We start from the raw sequence: 17,248 nt of genomic DNA on the forward strand, positions 1-17,248 counted from the left end.
GAAGTTTACCGGTATCCCGCGTGGCGAGTCGTACCGCGGGCTCGGCGAGGCCGAACCGGCTCAGGGAATCTGCCAGTACGTGTTCGCCAGCCCGTACATGTTGTAGATCCACCACCACTGGCCGAGCAGGGCGAGAGCGAGCACGCCGACTCGCCACGCGCGCGAGCGCGGCACGGCCAGCGCACCCCACAGCGGCGACACCGGCACGAGCAGGCGGAAGATGCTCGACTGGGGGAAGAACACCAGCAGCAGGTAGACGAGGTAGCTCGCCGCCCACAGCCGCACCTCGACGCCGAGGCGCTTCACCTGCGGGGCGAACAGCAGCAGGGCCGCCACGCCCAGCACGAGCAGCGCGAGGAACACGTATCCCGACACCGCCCCCAGCCCCCACTGGGTGAACCAGAAGCCGGCGGCCTTCACGAAGCCGTCGAGCGGCACGAACCCGCCGTCCGAGTCACCGAGCCAGTTGCGCCGCCAGGCCAGCTCGGTGGCGAGGTAGGCGCCCGGGTCGCCGGTGACGAGCCCCGCGATCGCCTGCCACGCGAAGCCCACCACGACCGCGAGGCCGCCGAGCGCCACGATGTGCGCGATCTCGCGCAGCGGCAGGGGGTCGGTGCGTCGCCGCAGGAAGCGGTGGATGCCGTACAGCCCCAGGAAGAGCGCGAAGGCCAGGATGCCGGGCCGGGTGAAGCCCATCGCGGGTATGAGCAGGTACAGCCAGACCCACCGGCGCTGCCGGACGCAGCGGATCGCCAGGAACAGGAAGAACAGGAACAGCGCCTCGGCGTAGCCCACCTGGAAGAGGGCGGCCAACGGCCCGCACGCGAAGAAGACCACGGCCCACATCGCCGCGGAGGGGCCGATGCGCTCGCGCATCATCGCGTGCAGCACGAGACAGGCCCCGTAGCCCGCGGCCAGCGAGATCGCGACCGCGCCGGCTCCCCACGAGCCGAGCACGAAACCGACCCCGGCCGAGAGATACGAGTACAAGGGCATGAACGCCCAGGCGTTCTCGGCGACGTGACCGGCCGCGGCGATCGGCAGGTCGGCGGGGTAACCGGTCACCGCGACGAGCCAGTACCACTGCGCATCCCACCCGAGAGCCAGCTCGCCGAGCGAGGGGGCGACACCGTACCGCGAACCCGGGCCCGACAGCGCCGAGGCGAGCAGGAAGAAACCGGTCGTGACCAGGCGCGCGGCGAGATAGACGATCGCGATGCGCGCCGATACCGGCAGTCGCTGCCACCACCCGCTGCGCGTGCGCACCGCGGCCGCGGTGGTCACGACCCGCTCAACCACGACCGCAGACCCCGCTCGACGGCGTCGATCTGCGCAAGAGGAACGCGCTCCTCGTCGTGGTGGGCGAGGTGGGGGTCACCGGGGCCGTAGTTGACGGCCGGGATGCCGAGGGCCGAGAAGCGCGCGACATCGGTCCAGCCGTACTTGGGTTTGGGCGTGGCGCCCACGGCATCCACGAACTCCTTCGCCAGGGCCGCATCGAGGCCGGGGCGTGCTCCCTCGGCGACGTCGACGATCTCGACGTCGAAGCCGGTGAAGACGTCGGTGACCACGCGCGTGGCCGCGGCGGCGTCACGGCTGGGTGCGAAGCGGTAGTTGACCTCGACGGCGCAGGCGTCGGGGATGACGTTGCCGGCCACCCCGCCCGTGATGCTCACCGCGTTGAGGCCCTCGCGGTAGACGAGCCCCTCGACCTCGATCTCGCGGGCACGGTACTCGGCCAGGCGCGCGAGGATCGGAGCGGCCTTGTGGATCGCGTTCTCGCCGATCCACGAGCGGGCGCTGTGGGCGCGGACGCCCTCGGTGCGCACGATCGCGCGCAGCGTGCCGTTGCACCCGCCCTCGACCTCGCCGTTGCTGGGCTCGCCGAGGATCGCGAAATCGCCCGCGAACAGGTCGGGCCGGTTGCGCGAGAGTCGGCCCAGGCCGTTCAGGGCGGAGTCGACCTCTTCGTGGTCGTACCACATCCACGTGATGTCGACCGGGGGCTCGGTGAGCTCGGCGGCGAGCTTGAGCTGCACGGCGACGCCGGCCTTCATGTCGACCGTCCCACGGCCCCAGATGACCTCGACGCCGTCGACCGTGCGGTCTTCGACGGGGAGGTTGCGGTTGATCGGCACGGTGTCGATGTGCCCGGCGATGACGACGCGGCGGTCGCGGCCCAGGTTGGTGCGCGCGACGATGGTGTCGCCATCGCGGATGACCTCGAGGTGGGCGTACGCGGAGACGGCGGCCTCGATGGCATCCGCGAGAGGGGTCTCGTCTCCCGAGACGCTGTGGATGTCGCAGACGGCTCGCGTCAGGGCGGCCGAGGACTGGGTGAGGTCGAGCGCGGGCATGCCCCGATCTTCCCACAGCCGGTGCCCCACTACCCTGGGACGGTGAGCAACGAACGACGCATCAGCGCTGCCGGCCTCTCGACGCGGACCACCGGGGGGACGGTGCTCGACGCCTGGTTCCCGAAGCCGGTCCTGGGCGCTTCGAGCGACCTGGATGCCGAGAAGGCGGCGCTCAAATCCTCCACCGGTCCCGACGAGCGGCGCGGAGTCGTCGTCGAGACGGTGTCGCTCACGATCGACGCCGACGCGGCTCCCGCCTCGACGGTCGACGCCTACCTCCGCCTGCACGCGCTGTCGCACCTGCTCGTGCGCCCCAATGAGATCAACCTCGACGGGATCTTCGGCCACCTCCCCAACGTCGCCTGGACGAATGCCGGTCCCGTGCACCCCGACGACGCCGCGCGCCTGCTGCCGCAGCTCAAGCGCCACGGCATCGAGCTCCAGGGCCTCGACAAGTTCCCGCGCCTCACCGACTACGTGCTGCCCGCCGGCGTGCGCATCGCCGACGCCTCACGCGTGCGCTTGGGTGCGCACCTCTCCCCCGGCACGACCGTCATGCACGAGGGCTTCGTCAACTTCAACGCCGGAACCCTCGGCTCCTCGATGATCGAGGGCCGCGTCTCGCAGGGCGTCGTGATCGGCGACGGCACCGACATCGGCGGCGGCGCCTCGATCATGGGCACCCTCTCGGGGGGCGGAACCCACCGCGTCTCGATCGGAGCACGCACCCTGCTCGGCGCGAACGCCGGGATCGGCATCTCGCTCGGTGACGACTGCGTCGTTGAGGCGGGGCTCTACGTCACCGCGGGCACGAAGGTCCGCGTCGGAGACGACACCGTCAAGGCCGGCGAGCTGTCGGGCCGCGATGGCATCCTCTTCCGCCGCAACTCCCTCACCGGCGCCGTCGAGGCCTCCGCCCGCGCCGGCGTCGGCGTGACGCTGAACGAGGCGCTGCACGCCTGAGGCCGCCCCTCCCCTCCCGATAAACGCTCCCTGCACTCGGAAACGCCCTCGGCGCGCGTTCCTCAGTGCAGGGGGCGTTTCTCGTCGCGTATCCGCCTCCGCGCGGTCGCGTCAGTCGCGCACCCGCACCGACAGGCAGGTCACGCAACCCTCGAGCTTCTCGAACTCGCTCACGTCGACCGTCACCACGTCGAGCCCGCGGAAGCGGTGCTCCTCCGCCGTGGCCGGAGCGTCCGACGACATCAGCACCGTCCCCTCGTCGAGTACCACCACCGCCGTGCCGTGCTCCTCGGGCACGCCCGCGAACACCGGGAACAGCGAGGGGTCGTCGACCAGCGGCTCGAACCCGACCACCGTGCCATCGGGGAGCGCCGTGACCCCCGACTTCAGGTGCAGCACCTTCGTGACCGGGATCTCGCGCACCTCCCACCCCCGCGGCTCGAGCAGCGCCCGCAGCTGCGCGATGCCCTCCGTGTTCGTCCGCGACGACGCCCCGACGTAGACGGTCCGGCCGACCTTCAAGACGTCGCCCCCGTCGAGGGTTCCGGGTTCGACGATGTCGGCGGTTTCGATTCCGGATGCCGACACCCCGGCGCGAACGCTCTCGAGCTCGCCGCGGCGCGACGGCGCCCCCGCCCGGCACAACACGGCGAGATCGCCGAAGACCACCACGGCGTCCTCGACGAAGACGCCGTCGGGCTGATCGTCGGCCGGGGCGATCTCGACGATCTCCCATCCGCGGGAGCGGAACGCATCGACGTATCCGTTCCACTGGGCGAGCGCCAGGTCGGCGTCGACCGGGACGCGGTCGAGGTGCGTGAGCTCACCGTCGGCGAGCTGGGGCGAGGGGCGGCGGACGATCAGGCGCGGCATGCCCCGACCCTACTGGGTGGCGTCATCGGCGGCGGCGGGGCGTCGTGGCATCCATTCCCGTTCTGCCACCCCGTGTCCCTTTTGCAGCGAAGCGCCCCGCCCCTCGTCGGAGGAGTGGGGCGCTTCGGCGGGGGTCAGACCCCGGGGTAGTTGCGCTCGGCGGCACCCGTGTAGAGCTGCTGCGGGCGGCCGATCTTGGTCTGCGGGTCGGTGATCGCCTCGCGCCACTGGGCGAGCCAGCCGGGCAGGCGGCCGATGGCGAACAGCACCGTGAACATGCGCGTCGGGAACCCCATCGCCTTGTAGATCACGCCGGTGTAGAAGTCGACGTTCGGGTACAGGCGACGCTCGCGGAAGTAGTCGTCTTCGAGCGCGATCTGCTCGAGCTCCTTCGCGAGGTCGAGCAGCGGGTCGCTGACGCCGAGGGCGGTGAGCACCTCGTCGGCGGACTCCTTGACGAGCTTGGCGCGCGGGTCGTAGTTCTTGTACACGCGGTGACCGAAGCCCATGAGCTTGACGCCCTGCTCCTTGTTCTTCACCCGCTCGACGAAGCGCTCGACGCTCTCGCCCGAGTCGCGGATGCGCGCGAGCATCTGCAGCACGGCCTCGTTGGCGCCGCCGTGCAGCGGACCGGACAGCGCCTGGATGCCGGCCGAGATCGACGCGAACTGGTTCGCACCCGTCGAGCCGACCAGACGCACGGTCGAGGTCGAGGCGTTCTGCTCGTGGTCCTCGTGCAGCATGAGCAGCAGATCGAGGGCCTTCGTCATGACCGGGTTGGCCTCGAAGGGCTCGCTGTGCACGCCGAAGTTCAGTTTGAGGAAGTTGTCGACGAAGCCGAGCGAGTTGTCGGGGTACAGGAAGGCCTGGCCGATGCTCTTCTTGTGCGCGTACGCGGCGATCACGGGGAGCTTCGCGAGCATGCGGACCGTGTTGAGCTCGACGTGCTCGGGGTTGTGCGGGTCGGACTCGGCCTCGTAGTAGGTCGAAAGTGCTGCGGTCGCCGCCGACAGCACCGACATGGGGTGCGCGGTCGGGGGCAGGGCCGAGAAGAGGCTCTTGAGGTCTTCATGCAGCAGCGTGTGACGGCGGATGCGCTCGTCGAAGGAGGCCAGTTCGGATGCCGAGGGCAGCTCGCCGTAGATGAGCAGCCACGCCACCTCGAGGTAGGTGCTGTTCTTCGCCAGCTGCTCGATCGGATACCCGCGGTAGCGCAGGATGCCCTGGTCGCCGTCGATGTAGGTGATGTCCGACTTCGTGGACGCCGTGTTGACGAATCCGTAGTCGAGCGTGGTGTGACCCGTCTGCCTCGTCAGCGACGCGATGTCGATGCTCGGAACGCCGTCGGTGCCTCGCAGGACCGGGAATTCGGCGGTGGTGCCCCCTACCGTGAGAGTGGCCTTGTCCTGCTGCGTGCCCGCGTCGCTCACCGCGCCTCCTTGCGATTTCTGGTCGCCCGTGTGGTAGATCGCGGAAGCGGGGGCACCCGCGGTCTTCTCGACCGATGGATGCCACGGGTATGGCATCCGGGTCGGCACGGCGCGCGAAGGATGAACCGAACGCTGTGCCTTTACAGCCTAGTAGGCACTCCGGCGTACAGATGACACCGCTAAAGGTTGCCCCCATCGAATGGAGGGATCCTCCTGATCAGCCGACCGAATGCCTCGGTCGGGTGCCCGGTCCGCGCGGGTGTGTTGCGGGTCGAGCGCAGACGTTCAGCGTCCCAGGCGCTCCGCCGCGGCCGCGATGCGCTCGTCGGTCGCGGTGAGCGAGAAGCGCACGTGGTTCGGGAAGTGGGTGCCGTAGAAGTGGCCGGGACCCACCAGGATGCCGACATCGGCGAGGCGGTCGACACTCTCCCAGGCATCGCGCCCCTCGGTCGCCCAGAGGTACAGCCCGCCCTCGCTGTGATCGATCGTGAACCCGGCAGCCTCGATCGCGGGCTTGAGCACGGCGCGGCGGCGCGCGTACCTCTCGCGCTGCTCGGCGACGTGCGCGTCGTCGCCCAGGGCGACGGTCATCGCCCGCTGGACGGGAGCCGGCGGCATGAGGCCCAGGTGCTTGCGGCCGGTCAGCAGCCGCGAGACGAGGGCCGGGTCACCCGCGAGGAACGCGGCGCGATATCCCGCGAGGTTCGACTGCTTGCTCAGGGAGTAGACCGAGAGCACGCCCGTGACGTCGCCGTCCACGACGGCCGGGTCGAGGACGCTCGGGACGGGCCGCGCATCCCACGGAGCCTCCCAGCCCAGCTCGGCGTAGCACTCGTCGGAGGCCAGGACGGCTCCGATCTCGCGGGCTCGGGTCACGGCATCCCGAAGCTCGTCCGTCGAGAGGACGCGGCCGTCGGGGTTGCCCGGCGAGTTGATCCAGACCAGGCGCGCGTGTTCGGGCCAGGAGGAGGAATCGTCGGATGCCACGGCCTCGGCGCCCACGAGACGCGCTCCGACCTCGTAGGTGGGGTAGGCGGCGCGAGGGTGGACCACGGCGTCGCCCGGGCCGAGGCCGAGCAGCAACGGCAGCAGGGCCACCAGCTCTTTCGAGCCCACGGTGGGGAGCACGTTCGCCGCACTCAACCCGGGGACACCGCGACGGCGGTGGTACCACTCGGCGATGGCTTCGCGCAGGGCCGGGGTGCCGGCGGTCTGCGGGTAGGCGTGCGCGTCGGTCGCGTCGGCGAGGGCCTCGGCGATGACGGCGGGCGTCTGGTCGACGGGCGAACCGATCGACAGGTCGACGATGCCGTCAGGGTGTCGCCGCGCGCGCTCCGCGTAGGGGGCGACGGCATCCCACGGGTAGTCGGCGAGGTCGGCGACGCCCACGGCTCAGTGGCTCTGCGGGGGCAGAGCGGTGATGACGGGGTGGTCCTTGGCGATCACGCCGACCTTGGCCGCGCCACCGGGCGAGCCGATGTCGTCGAAGAACTCGACGTTGGCCTTGTAGTAGTCGGACCACTCCTCGGGGAGGTCGTCCTCGTAGTAGATGGCCTCGACAGGGCAGACCGGCTCGCACGCACCGCAGTCGACGCACTCGTCGGGGTGGATGTAGAGCGATCGTTCACCCTCGTAGATGCAGTCGACGGGACACTCATCGATGCAGGCGCGGTCTTTGACATCGACACACGGGAGGGCGATCACGTAAGTCACTCGCCCAGTCTAATCGCGCTGGGGCGACCGACTCCGCCGCCGAGCCCGCGGGGTTAGGATTCGGCCGGACGCGCGGGCGCCTGCAGCTTCGAGAAGTCGGGCCACAGCGCCACCAGCACCATCAGCGCGGGGCCGACGACCGTCCACACGAGCGGGATCCACTCGGTGCCCGCGGTGGGAGCGGCGACGATGGCCGAGCCCCCGGGGCCCACCTGCGAGAACAGGTAGGTCGCCCCGGTGAGACCGAGTCCGCCCGCCAGCGCGTTCACGCGATCGCCCGTGAGGGTACGCAGCGCGATGAGCAACGCGGCGCTGCCGACCGTCGCGAGGATCAGGCCGACCGGCACGGGCCCCACCAGGAACGCCTGGCCGACGGTACCCGCGGCTCCGTAAAAGGCTCCGACCAGCAGAGCCACCACCCAGCCGACGACGCGAAGAATCGTGGAAGTCACCGGCCGAGTCTAGGCGGGACGGCTATGGGTGGGCCGTGGCGGGTCAGCTCGCCCAGCCCCACAGCCGCAGCATCGCCGCGGTGACGGCGGCGCCCACGACCACCACGAGGAACGGCGCCCGCGCCCAGAGAAGCAGGGCCGCCACCCCCACGGCCGGCAGCCGCGCGTCGACCGCGATCGACTGCCCCGCCCCGAGCGTCTGCACCACCACGAGCGCCGAGAGCAGCGCGACCGTCAGCAGATCCGCGATGCGCGCGGGACGGGGCTTGTCGAGCCAGTGCGCGGGCAGGAGGTAGCCGGTCGCTTTGAGTGCGACGCAGATGACGGATGCCGTGAGCACCGCGGTCCACAGGGTCATGGCATCCGCTCCTCTGTCGTCGTCGTCTGCACCGGTCGGGGGTCGAACAGGCCGACCGCGATCGCGACTCCGGCCGCGGCGATCACCGGGATGCCGGGCATGAGCCACGGGGTGAGCAGCGCCGCCACGGCGGCGGCTCCGGCGGCGACGGCCAGGGGTTGGCGGCCCTTCAGGCGGGGCCAGAGCAGGGCGAGGAAAGCCGCAGCCGCTGCCGCATCGAGACCGTACGTGCGCGGGTCACCCAGGACATCACCCAGCAGGGCTCCGAGCAGCGTCGAGAGGTTCCACCCCACCCAGATCGCAACGCCGGTGACCCAGAACCCGGTCTGACGCGCCCGCGGCTCGCCCTGAGCGAGAGCGACCGCCGTCGACTCGTCGATCGTGAACTGGGTCGCGGCGGCCTTGCGCCACCCTCCCCCGCCGACGATCGGCGCCAAGCGCATCGCGTACGCGGCGTTTCGGACGCCGAGAAGCACCGACGACGCGATGGCCGCGGGTGCGGCGGCGAGGCCGCCCGCCGCGATGACGCCGACGAACGCGAACTGCGAGCCGCCGGTGAACATGAGCAGGCTGAGCACGCAGGTCTGCCAGACGTCGAGCCCGGATGCCACCGACACGGCGCCGAACGAGACGCCGTACGCACTCGTGGCGAGGGCGACGGCGAGCCCCTGCCGGGCAGCCACCCCCTCGGGTGTTCGGTGTATCGAACGCATGGACATCATCGTGAACGACCGGACGGCCGTTCGTCAAGTTGAACGAGCGGTGAGCATAATGAACGCATGACCGAGCTCGGCGACCGCATCGCGACGACCCTCCGGCGCGAACGGGAGAGGCGTGACCTGAGCGTCAGCGAGCTCGCGCGGCGAGCCGGCGTGGCGAAGGCGACCGTGTCGCAGCTCGAGAACGGCGGCGGCAACCCGAGCGTCGAGACGCTGTGGGCGCTGGCTTCGGCGCTCGAGATCCCCTTCGCCGACTTCGTCGACGAGGGCGCGCACTCCCCCACCCTGATCCGGGCCGGCGAGGCGGGCACGGCGGTGGCGTCCTCGGCATCCGCCTACATCGCCGTCCTGCTGTCGGCGAGCCCGCCCCACGCCCGCCGCGACATCTACCTGCTGTCGGCCGAGCCCGGCACACCGCGTCGATCGGATCCGCACCCGCGCGGCACCATCGAACACCTCGTCATGGTGTCGGGGCGCGGGCTCGTCGGTCCGGCCGACGACCCCTACGAGCTCTCCCCCGGCGACTACCTGTCGTACGCCGGCGACGCCCCGCACGTGTTCGAGGCGCTGACGCCCGGCATGAGCGCGGTCTGCGTCGTGGAGTCGCGCTGAGGCGTATCGGTGGGGCGTGCCGCGCGCGCCCGCCCGGCCCGCCGTGCGCCGCCGCCGGCCGCCGTGTGCCGCCGCCTGCCGCCGTGTGCTGACGCCGGCCTGCGCGTTCCGACACCGGCCGCCCCTGCCGACACAACGCAGGAACGGCGCCCGCGGCGTGCCTCGACGACGGGTCCGGGCGGCGCGGCGGTCGCCGAAATCCTGCGTTGTGTCCGCCGGGGCGCCGACCCGCGCGGCACGACGCTCAGAATCCGCGAGAGTCGTGCACCCCGGCGCCGCGGGACCGGCGTCGACACGACGAGGACGCGGGACTAACGTGCAGACATGTCCCGCGTCTTCGACATGCCCTTCTCGTCGGTCTACCCGCTCTACGTGGCGAAGGTCGAGCGGAAGGGACGCACCCAGGGCGAGCTCGACACGGTGATCCGCTGGTTGACCGGGTTGGACCAGCCCGAGCTCGAGCGTCACGCCCAGGGGACGACCACGTTCCGCGAGTTCTTCGACGAGGCCCGGCTCACCGCTCAGGCCTCTGAGATCACGGGCATCGTGTGCGGAGTGCGGGTCGAGCAGATAGAGGATCCGTTGATGTACCGCATCCGGCTGCTCGACAAGGTCGTCGACGAGCTGGCGAAAGGCAAGGCGCTCGAGAAGGTCATGCGCGAGGGCGTGCCGAGCCGCGACTGAGGCCCCTTCCGCACCCCGCGCGCGCAAGCGCGGAGAACCTTCCCGACACGCCGCACACCCCGGCCGCACCCCGGCGTGTCGGCGAGAGCCCCCGCCGTTGTGCACACCCCACGCGGACCGGACGCCACGCCCCGACCCCGGGAACCCCGGCTCGAGCCCTCACGCACAGCGAACGGCCCCGCCCAGCACGAAAGCTGGACGGGGCCGTTCGAGACGCGGAACGCTTACGCGTTGGCATCCTGACGCTTCAGGCGCGAGGCGGCGCGGCCGCGCTCGGTCGCGTCGAGCACGACCTTGCGGATGCGGACCTTCTCGGGCGTGACCTCGACGCATTCGTCGTCGCGGGCGAACTCGAGCGACTCCTCGAGCGTGAGCACGCGCGGGGGCGTCATCGACTCGAAAGAGTCGGAGGTCGACGAACGCATGTTCGTGAGCTTCTTCTCCTTGGTGATGTTGACGTCCATGTCGTCGGCGCGCGAGTTCTCGCCGATGACCATGCCCTCGTAGACCTCTTCGGTGGGCTGCACGAAGAAGCTCATGCGCTCCTGCAGGGCGATCATGGCGAACGGGGTGACGACACCCATGCGGTCGGCGACGATCGAGCCGTTCTGACGGGTCGTGATCGAGCCCGCCCAGTCGTCGTAACCGTGCGAGATCGCGTTGGCGATACCGGTACCGCGCGTGATCGTGAGGAACTCGCTGCGGAAGCCGATGAGGCCGCGCGAGGGCACGACGAACTCCATGCGCACCCAGCCGGTGCCGTGGTTCGTCATGTTGTCCATGCGGCCCTTGCGGGCGGCCATGAGCTGCGTGATGGCGCCGAGGTGCTCCTCGGGGGCGTCGATCGTGAGGTGCTCGAAGGGCTCCTTGAGCTTGCCGTCTTCGCCGCGCTTGGTGACCACCTGGGGCTTGCCGACGGTGAGCTCGAAGCCCTCGCGGCGCATGTTCTCGACGAGGATGGCGAGAGCCAGCTCACCGCGGCCCTGAACCTCCCACGCGTCGGGGCGTCCGATGTCGACGACCTTGAGCGAGACGTTACCGATGAGCTCGCGGTCGAGGCGGTCCTTGACCATGCGCGCGGTGAGCTTGTGGCCCTTGACCTTGCCCATGAGGGGCGAGGTGTTGGTGCCGATGGTCATCGAGATGGCCGGGTCGTCGACGGTGATCGCCTTGAGCGGGCGCACGTCTTCGGGGTCGGCGATCGTCTCGCCGATCGTGATGTCGGGGAAACCGGCGATGGCGACGATGTCACCGGGGCCGGCGTCCTCGGCCGGGTAGCGCTCGAGAGCGCGGGTCTTGAGCAGCTCGGTGACACGGGCGTTGCTGGTGGTGCCGTCGGCACGCACCCATGCCACGGTCTGCCCCTTCTTCAACGTGCCGTTGAAGATGCGCAGTAGCGCGAGGCGGCCGAGGAACGGCGAGGAGTCGAGGTTGGTGACCCACGCCTGCAGGGGCGCCTCGTCGTCGTAGGCGGGAGCCGGAACGTGCTCGAGGATCGCGCCGAACAGCGGCTCGAGGTCGTCGTTGTCGGGCAGCGCACCGTTGTCGGGACGGGTGAGGGATGCCGCTCCCGCACGGCCCGAGGCGTAGACGACGGGGACGTCGAGCAGCGCGTCGACGTCGAGGTCGGGCACGTCATCGACGAGGTCGGACGCAAGGCCCAGCAGCAGGTCGTGCGCCTCTTCTTCGACCTCGGCGATGCGCGCGTCGGGGCGGTCGGTCTTGTTGACCAGCAGGATGACGGGGAGCTTGGCCTCGAGGGCCTTGCGCAGCACGAAACGCGTCTGGGGCAGCGGGCCCTCGGACGCGTCGACCAGCAGCACGACGCCGTCGACCATCGACAGGCCGCGCTCGACCTCGCCACCGAAGTCGGCGTGGCCGGGGGTGTCGATCACGTTGATCGTCACCGGCACGTCGGAGTGGATGCCGTTGTAGGTGATCGCCGTGTTCTTGGCGAGGATCGTGATGCCCTTCTCGCGCTCGAGGTCGTTCGAGTCCATCGCGCGCTCTTCGACGTGCGCGTGGTCGCCGAACGAGCCGGTCTGGCGGAGCATGGCGTCGACGAGAGTCGTCTTGCCGTGGTCGACGTGCGCGACGATCGCGACGTTACGGAGGTCAGGACGAAGGGCGTGCGCCATGGAGGGTCTCCAGGAAAATTCGGGGTGGTGCCCGGAATCGGGCTGACCCAGTCTACCGGGCGCCCACGACACTCCCGGGCAGGGGACGTTCAGGAAGCGTCAGGGCACGGAAAAGGGGCGGGATCCCGCAGGATCCCGCCCCTCATGGTCGCCGGATCAGCTGTTGGCGAAGCCGACGATCGTCCAGTCGATGGTCTCGAACTGGGTAGCGCCCCAGTTCACAAGACCCTGCTTGACGGCGTAGACATTCGGCAGCGGCGCGATCGGGATGATCGGCACGGACTCCCAGAGCACCTTGTCGATCTCCTGGGCGGTCTGCAGACGCGCGTCGGGGTCGAGCTCCGAGTTGGCCTTGGCCCACAGGGCGTCCAGACGCGGGTCGGCGATGCCGGTGTAGTTCTGCGCCGAGTCGACCGGCGTGAACAGCGAACGGCTCGACGAGATCGGGTAGGCGGTGCCCTGCCACGAGAACGTCACCATCTCGAAGTCGCCCTTGATGATGTAGTCCGAGAAGTAGCTTCCGACGGGCACCGAGACGAGCTCGACGGGGATGCCGACCTCGGCCAGGTCCGCCTGGATCTGCTCGGCGCGCTGGATGTTCGTCGTGGTGTCGGCGGGGACCGTCACCTTGAACGACAGCGCGGTGCCGTCCTTGGTCCAGGAGTCGCCGTCCTTGGTGTAGCCGGCGTCCTCGAGGTACTTGGTGCCCGCGTCGACGTCGTACGGCAGGGAGTCGTCGGTGTAACCGTCCTGGCCGGGCATGAAGATGTAGCTGCCCTGCGTGATGGCGGGGACGCCGACCGGCGAGTTCGCGTTCTGAGCGATCTGTCCACGGTTGACGATGGAGGCGATCGCCTTGCGGACGTTGACGTCGGCGAGCGGTCCGCTCGATGCGCGCATCGTGATGTGCGTCCAGGTCAGACCGTTCGAGGCCTGGATCTCGGCGCCCGGGACGTTCTGAGCCGTCTGGTACAGGTCGGCGTTCGAGCTGATGTTGAGCGCGTCGATCTCACCGTTGCTGAACGAGGTGCCCTGCTGGCTCTGGCTGACGGCGCGGAAGACGACCGACTCGAGCTTGGGCTTGGCGCCCCACCAGTTCGGGTTCGGCTCGAGGGTCGCGACGCCGGCCGTGGAATCGAAGCTCGCGAGTTTGAAGGGGCCCGAGGACGGAAGCGCCTTGGTCAGGTACCCGGTGTTGAAGGTGTTCGGGTCGTTGGCGACGCTCGCGGGGAGCACCTGGCCGAACAGGCTCTGCCAGTCGGCGAAGACCGACGAGAACGTGATGACGACGTCGAACTGGTCGGTGCCCTGCTCGACGGAGGAGACCTGGTCCCACCCGGTGGTCGAGATGACGACGTACTCCGGGTTGCTGCCGTTGTTGGCCTTCCAGGTGGCCTGGTAGTCGGCGACCGTGATCGGCGTGCCGTCTTCCCACTTGGCATCCGGGTTGAGCTTGATCTCGACCTTCTGCGGGTCGGTGCTGGTCAGCTCGACGGACGAGGCGTAGTTCTGGTCGACGATCGGCTTGCCGTCTTCGCCGATGCGGATGGGCCCACCCTGCATCGCGGCGGCGATGTTGTTCGTGTTGGCCTCGTTGCCGTCGATCTGGAAGTTGTTCCAGTTCACGGGCATGGAGTCGACAGCGAGAGTCAGCGTGCCGCCGTCCTTGACGTCGGCGGCATCGGCGCGCACCCACGCGGTCGAGGGCAACGAATTCTGGTCCTCGGGGTTGGCCGAGGGAGCCGCGGTGTTGCCCGGCGCGCACCCGGCGATCGCCAGGGCGGCGGCGCTCAGCAGCGCGAGAGCGCTGAGAGCCTTCGCTTTACGCATTCTCATGTGATCAATCCTCTCGTTGGTGATCGGGGAGGGCCCCCGGCGACATGGTGCCGTCGGTCGGGGACGTTCGGGGGGAACCGGCCGACACCGTCTCGAGGACGAGGTCGGACCGTTCGGCGTAGTGGCACGCCACCTGGGAGTGCGCTTGAGAGCGCAAGCCCGGGTCGTCGTTGTCGCACCGGCGCCGGTCGGCGTCGGGCAGCAGGCGATAGAGCGGGCACCGCGTGCGGAAGCGGCATCCCGAGATCTCCTGCGTGGGACTCGGGAGGTCGCCGTCGAGCAGGATGCGCGTGCGTGCGCGCTCGATGCGCGGGTCGGGAATGGGCGCCGCCGAGATGAGGGCCTTGGTGTACGGATGCCGTGGGTCGTCGAACACCTCGTCGACGGGGCCCTGCTCGACGATGCGTCCGAGGTACATCACCGAGACGTCGTCCGCGATCTGACGGACCACGGCGAGGTCGTGCGCGACGAAGAGGAACGAGAGCCCGAGCCGCTCCTTCAGGTCTTCGAGCAGGTTGATGACTCCGGCCTGGATCGACACGTCGAGGGCCGAGACCGGCTCGTCGAGGACGACGACCGCCGGGTCGGTCGCGAGTGCTCGGGCGATGCCGATGCGCTGACGCTGGCCGCCCGAGAACTCGTGCGGATAGCGGTCGGACATGTTCGGGTCCAGCCCGACGAGGTCGAGCAGCTCCCGCATCTTGCGGTCGCGCTCCGCGCGCGGCACACCCTGAACCAGCAGCGGCTCGGTGATGACCTCGCCGACCGGGAGGCGCGGGTCGATCGCGCCCATCGGGTCCTGGAAGACGATCTGGATGCCCTTGCGCAGCTCCGCCTTGTCTTTGCGACCCACCGTCGCGACGTCGGTGCCGTTGATGCGGATACGGCCGCCCTGCGGAGCGACCATCTCCATGATCTCGAGGATCGTGGTGGTCTTGCCGCAGCCCGACTCCCCCACCAGGCCCATCGTGCGACCCGGCTGAATCGAGAACGAGATCCCGTCGACGGCGCGGACCGTGCCGACGCGACGCGGGAAGACGGCGCCCTTCATGAGCGGGAAGTGCTTGACGAGATCGGTGACCTCGACGGCGGGGGTCACATCGGGACGCAGCGGCGGGATCTCCCCCAGCGCCTCGGGCCGCGGGAAGATCGCGGGTCGCTCGAGTTCGCCCGAGGCGATCTCGCCGGAGCGGATGCACGCCGCGACGTGGTCGGGGTCGGTTCCGTGCACCTCGAGCGAGGGCTCGACGTCGTGGCACGCGTCGATCGCGATCGGGCAGCGCGCCGCGAACGGGCACCCCTTCGGCAGCGCCGCGAGGGACGGCGGACGCCCCTCGAGCGGGACGAGTCGATGCGAGCCCGCCGTCTGCATGTTCGGCACCGAGCGCAGCAGTCCCACCGTGTACGGCATGTGCGGGTCGTGGAAGATCTCGTCGACCGTGCCGCGTTCGACGAGCTTGCCCGCGTACATGACGGCGACGCGGTCGGCGTGACCGGCGACGACGCCCAGATCGTGCGTGATGAGCACGACGGCGGCACCCGTCACCTCTCGCGCCTTCTGCAGCACCTCGAGGATCTGCGCCTGGATCGTGACGTCGAGGGCGGTGGTCGGCTCGTCGGCGATGATCACGCGCGGGTCGTTGGCGATCGCCATGGCGATCATGGCGCGCTGGCGCATCCCGCCCGAGAACTCGTGGGGGTACGCACGGGCCCGTCGCTCGGCATCCGGGATGCCGACGAGCTTGAGCAGCTCGACGCTGCGGGCGTGCGCTGCTTGGGCGCTGAGCGTGCGGTCGTGCAACCGCAGACCCTCGGAGATCTGGTCGCCCACCGTGTAGACGGGGGTCAGCGCCGACAGCGGGTCCTGGAAGACCATCGCGAGCTCGGCTCCGCGGATCTTCGACAGCTGGCCGTCGTTCATGCCGAGGAGCGAGCGCCCGTCGTACAGGATGTCGCCCTCGATCTGCGCGTTCGAGGGCAGCAGGCCCATCACCGCGAGGGAGGACACGCTCTTGCCCGACCCGGACTCGCCCACGATGCCGAGGAACTCGCCCTCGTGCACGTCGTACGAGATTCCGCGGACCGCGCGGACGGGAGCCCCGTCGCGCTGCGGGAAGGTGACGCTGAGGTCGCGGACCGACAGCAGCGGCGAGCGGCCGGTCGAGGACAGCAGGGTGGCGGATCGGGTGTCAGTCACGGTTCGCTCCCGAGGTGGGGTCGATGGCGTCGCGCAGGGCGTCGCCGATGAGGCTGATGGCCAGGAGCAGCACGACCAGCACGCCGGCGGGGTACACGAACAGCCACGGGCGGGTCACCGCGGCCGACGTGCCCGACGCGAGCAGCGTGCCGAGCGAGACGTCGGGCGCCTGGACGCCGAAGCCGAAGTAGCTGAGCGAGGTCTCGGCCATGATGGCCGAGACGATGCCGAGGGTCGCGTCGATGATGAGCAGCGACGCGATGTTCGGGATGATGTGGCGGCCGAGGATCTGCCGGGTCGGCATGCCCATGTACCGCGCAGCGCGGACGAAGTCGCGGTTGCGCAGCGACCGGGTCTGATTGCGGACCACCTGCGCGAGGATCATCCAGCTGAACACCGCGAGGAAGAACGTCAGCGCGAGCCACGACAGGCCGCGGGTCAGCGGGCTCAGCAGCACCAGGATGAAGAAGGACGGGATGACGAGCAGAAGGTGGATCAGCCACCCGATGACCGCGTCGATCTTGCCGCCGAGGTAGCCGGCGAGCGAGCCCACGGCCGCCGCGATCAACGTCGCACCGATGCCGGCGAGGGCGCCGATGATGAGCGACTTCTGCAGACCCACGAGGGTCTGGGCGTAGATGTCCTGACCGATGCCGTTCGTGCCGAACCAGTGCAGCTGGGTGGGGCCGAGGCCGACGTTGAGGAAGTCGCGCTGGGTGGAGTCGTAGGGGTAGAGCAGTGGGCCGATGAACGCCCACAGCACGATGAAGACGAGGATGCTCGCCCCCACCCAGAAGCGGGGCATCTTGCGCAGACGCGAGCGCACGAGCGCTCCGCGCGACAGCGGCTTGCGGTCGCGGGTGACGGGGCTCGTGGCGACGAGCGATCCGTCCAGGGCCTCTTCCTGCATGGTCAT

16 protein-coding genes are annotated in these 17,248 nt (G+C 69.9%); 3 read left to right on the forward strand and 13 right to left on the reverse strand.

Going from position 1 to position 17,248, the window contains the following annotated elements; translation table 11 throughout:
• Window positions 1–60: 60 nt before the first annotated feature.
• Together F9B98_RS11800 and dapE are read right to left on the reverse strand one after the other, a co-directional pair.
• A complete protein-coding gene (locus F9B98_RS11800; RefSeq protein WP_225310317.1) occupies window positions 61–1,284 on the reverse strand; it encodes a hypothetical protein in 1,224 nt (407 codons plus the stop codon).
• Window positions 1,281–2,357, reverse strand: a complete 1,077-nt coding sequence (dapE, locus tag F9B98_RS11805) for a succinyl-diaminopimelate desuccinylase (RefSeq protein ID WP_150957594.1) — start codon at window positions 2,355–2,357, stop codon at window positions 1,281–1,283. The genes F9B98_RS11800 and dapE overlap by 4 nt, the downstream gene beginning before the upstream one ends.
• Window positions 2,358–2,399: 42 nt before the next feature.
• Between dapE and dapD the strand changes: the two genes are divergently transcribed.
• On the forward strand, window positions 2,400–3,320 hold the full coding sequence (dapD, locus tag F9B98_RS11810) for a 2,3,4,5-tetrahydropyridine-2,6-dicarboxylate N-succinyltransferase (RefSeq protein WP_150957596.1): 921 nt from the start codon (window positions 2,400–2,402) through the stop codon (window positions 3,318–3,320).
• 111 nt (window positions 3,321–3,431) lie between these two features.
• Here the strand turns inward: dapD and ddaH are convergent, their stop codons facing one another.
• From ddaH to F9B98_RS11845, 7 genes are all read right to left on the reverse strand, one after another.
• Window positions 3,432–4,193, reverse strand: coding sequence for a dimethylargininase (gene ddaH / locus F9B98_RS11815; RefSeq protein ID WP_150957598.1), 762 nt, complete (start codon window positions 4,191–4,193; stop codon window positions 3,432–3,434).
• A 134-nt stretch (window positions 4,194–4,327) separates the two neighbouring features.
• The gene (locus F9B98_RS11820) at window positions 4,328–5,623 is read right to left on the reverse strand and encodes a citrate synthase (protein WP_150957600.1); all 1,296 of its coding nucleotides are present in this window, start codon (window positions 5,621–5,623) and stop codon (window positions 4,328–4,330) included.
• 285 nt (window positions 5,624–5,908) lie between these two features.
• On the reverse strand, window positions 5,909–7,012 hold the full coding sequence (dapC, locus tag F9B98_RS11825) for a succinyldiaminopimelate transaminase (protein WP_150957602.1): 1,104 nt from the start codon (window positions 7,010–7,012) through the stop codon (window positions 5,909–5,911).
• Window positions 7,013–7,015: 3 nt separating this feature from the next.
• Entirely contained in the window at window positions 7,016–7,336 is a 321-nt protein-coding gene (gene fdxA, locus F9B98_RS11830) for a ferredoxin (RefSeq protein ID WP_013586172.1), read from the reverse strand.
• A gap of 53 nt (window positions 7,337–7,389) precedes the next feature.
• Window positions 7,390–7,788 carry a histidinol dehydrogenase gene (locus F9B98_RS11835; RefSeq protein WP_150957605.1) on the reverse strand — a complete coding sequence of 133 codons (399 nt, stop codon included), beginning with the start codon at window positions 7,786–7,788 and terminating at the stop codon, window positions 7,390–7,392.
• A 43-nt stretch (window positions 7,789–7,831) separates the two neighbouring features.
• Window positions 7,832–8,146, reverse strand: coding sequence for an AzlD domain-containing protein (locus F9B98_RS11840; RefSeq protein ID WP_150957607.1), 315 nt, complete (start codon window positions 8,144–8,146; stop codon window positions 7,832–7,834).
• Window positions 8,143–8,859: an AzlC family ABC transporter permease gene (locus tag F9B98_RS11845; RefSeq protein WP_150957609.1), complete on the reverse strand. Its 717-nt coding sequence runs from the start codon at window positions 8,857–8,859 to the stop codon at window positions 8,143–8,145. Before F9B98_RS11845 ends, F9B98_RS11840 begins: the two co-directional genes overlap by 4 nt.
• 66 nt (window positions 8,860–8,925) lie before the next feature.
• Between F9B98_RS11845 and F9B98_RS11850 the strand changes: the two genes are divergently transcribed.
• Together F9B98_RS11850 and F9B98_RS11855 are read left to right on the forward strand one after the other, a co-directional pair.
• Entirely contained in the window at window positions 8,926–9,477 is a 552-nt protein-coding gene (locus F9B98_RS11850) for a helix-turn-helix domain-containing protein (protein ID WP_150957611.1), read from the forward strand.
• Window positions 9,478–9,801: 324 nt separating this feature from the next.
• Window positions 9,802–10,161, forward strand: coding sequence for a DUF2200 domain-containing protein (locus F9B98_RS11855; RefSeq protein ID WP_150957613.1), 360 nt, complete (start codon window positions 9,802–9,804; stop codon window positions 10,159–10,161).
• Window positions 10,162–10,385: 224 nt separating this feature from the next.
• On the opposite strand, the gene typA is transcribed toward F9B98_RS11855, so the two are convergent.
• The 4 genes from typA to F9B98_RS11875 all read right to left on the reverse strand — a co-directional run bounded on the left by typA (window position 10,386) and on the right by F9B98_RS11875 (window position 17,248).
• Entirely contained in the window at window positions 10,386–12,299 is a 1,914-nt protein-coding gene (gene typA, locus F9B98_RS11860; RefSeq protein WP_150957615.1) for a translational GTPase TypA, read from the reverse strand.
• Window positions 12,300–12,455: 156 nt separating this feature from the next.
• Window positions 12,456–14,135, reverse strand: a complete 1,680-nt coding sequence (locus F9B98_RS11865; RefSeq protein ID WP_191966801.1) for an ABC transporter family substrate-binding protein — start codon at window positions 14,133–14,135, stop codon at window positions 12,456–12,458.
• 4 nt (window positions 14,136–14,139) lie between these two features.
• Window positions 14,140–16,332 (reverse strand): ABC transporter ATP-binding protein, encoded by a 2,193-nt coding sequence (locus F9B98_RS11870; protein WP_191966803.1) that lies wholly within the window; start codon window positions 16,330–16,332, stop codon window positions 14,140–14,142.
• Window positions 16,325–17,248: an ABC transporter permease gene (locus F9B98_RS11875; protein WP_150957618.1), complete on the reverse strand. Its 924-nt coding sequence runs from the start codon at window positions 17,246–17,248 to the stop codon at window positions 16,325–16,327. The genes F9B98_RS11870 and F9B98_RS11875 overlap by 8 nt, the downstream gene beginning before the upstream one ends.

The organism is Microbacterium testaceum StLB037 (assembly GCF_008763945.1).
Lineage (GTDB): Bacteria > Actinomycetota > Actinomycetes > Actinomycetales > Microbacteriaceae > Microbacterium > Microbacterium testaceum_G.

Excerpts from the sequence above, each read along its gene's own strand:
- typA (WP_150957615.1), bottom strand. The coding sequence starts at position 12,299 with ATGGCGCACGCCCTTCGTCCTGACCTCCGTAACGTCGCGATCGTCGCG.
- F9B98_RS11840 (WP_150957607.1), bottom strand. The coding sequence starts at position 8,146 with ATGACCCTGTGGACCGCGGTGCTCACGGCATCCGTCATCTGCGTCGCA.
- dapE (WP_150957594.1), bottom strand. The coding sequence starts at position 2,357 with ATGCCCGCGCTCGACCTCACCCAGTCCTCGGCCGCCCTGACGCGAGCC.
- F9B98_RS11855 (WP_150957613.1), top strand. The coding sequence starts at position 9,802 with ATGTCCCGCGTCTTCGACATGCCCTTCTCGTCGGTCTACCCGCTCTAC.
- ddaH (WP_150957598.1), bottom strand. The coding sequence starts at position 4,193 with ATGCCGCGCCTGATCGTCCGCCGCCCCTCGCCCCAGCTCGCCGACGGT.
- F9B98_RS11875 (WP_150957618.1), bottom strand. The coding sequence starts at position 17,248 with ATGACCATGCAGGAAGAGGCCCTGGACGGATCGCTCGTCGCCACGAGC.
- F9B98_RS11850 (WP_150957611.1), top strand. The coding sequence starts at position 8,926 with ATGACCGAGCTCGGCGACCGCATCGCGACGACCCTCCGGCGCGAACGG.
- F9B98_RS11865 (WP_191966801.1), bottom strand. The coding sequence starts at position 14,135 with ATGAGAATGCGTAAAGCGAAGGCTCTCAGCGCTCTCGCGCTGCTGAGC.
- F9B98_RS11845 (WP_150957609.1), bottom strand. The coding sequence starts at position 8,859 with ATGCGTTCGATACACCGAACACCCGAGGGGGTGGCTGCCCGGCAGGGG.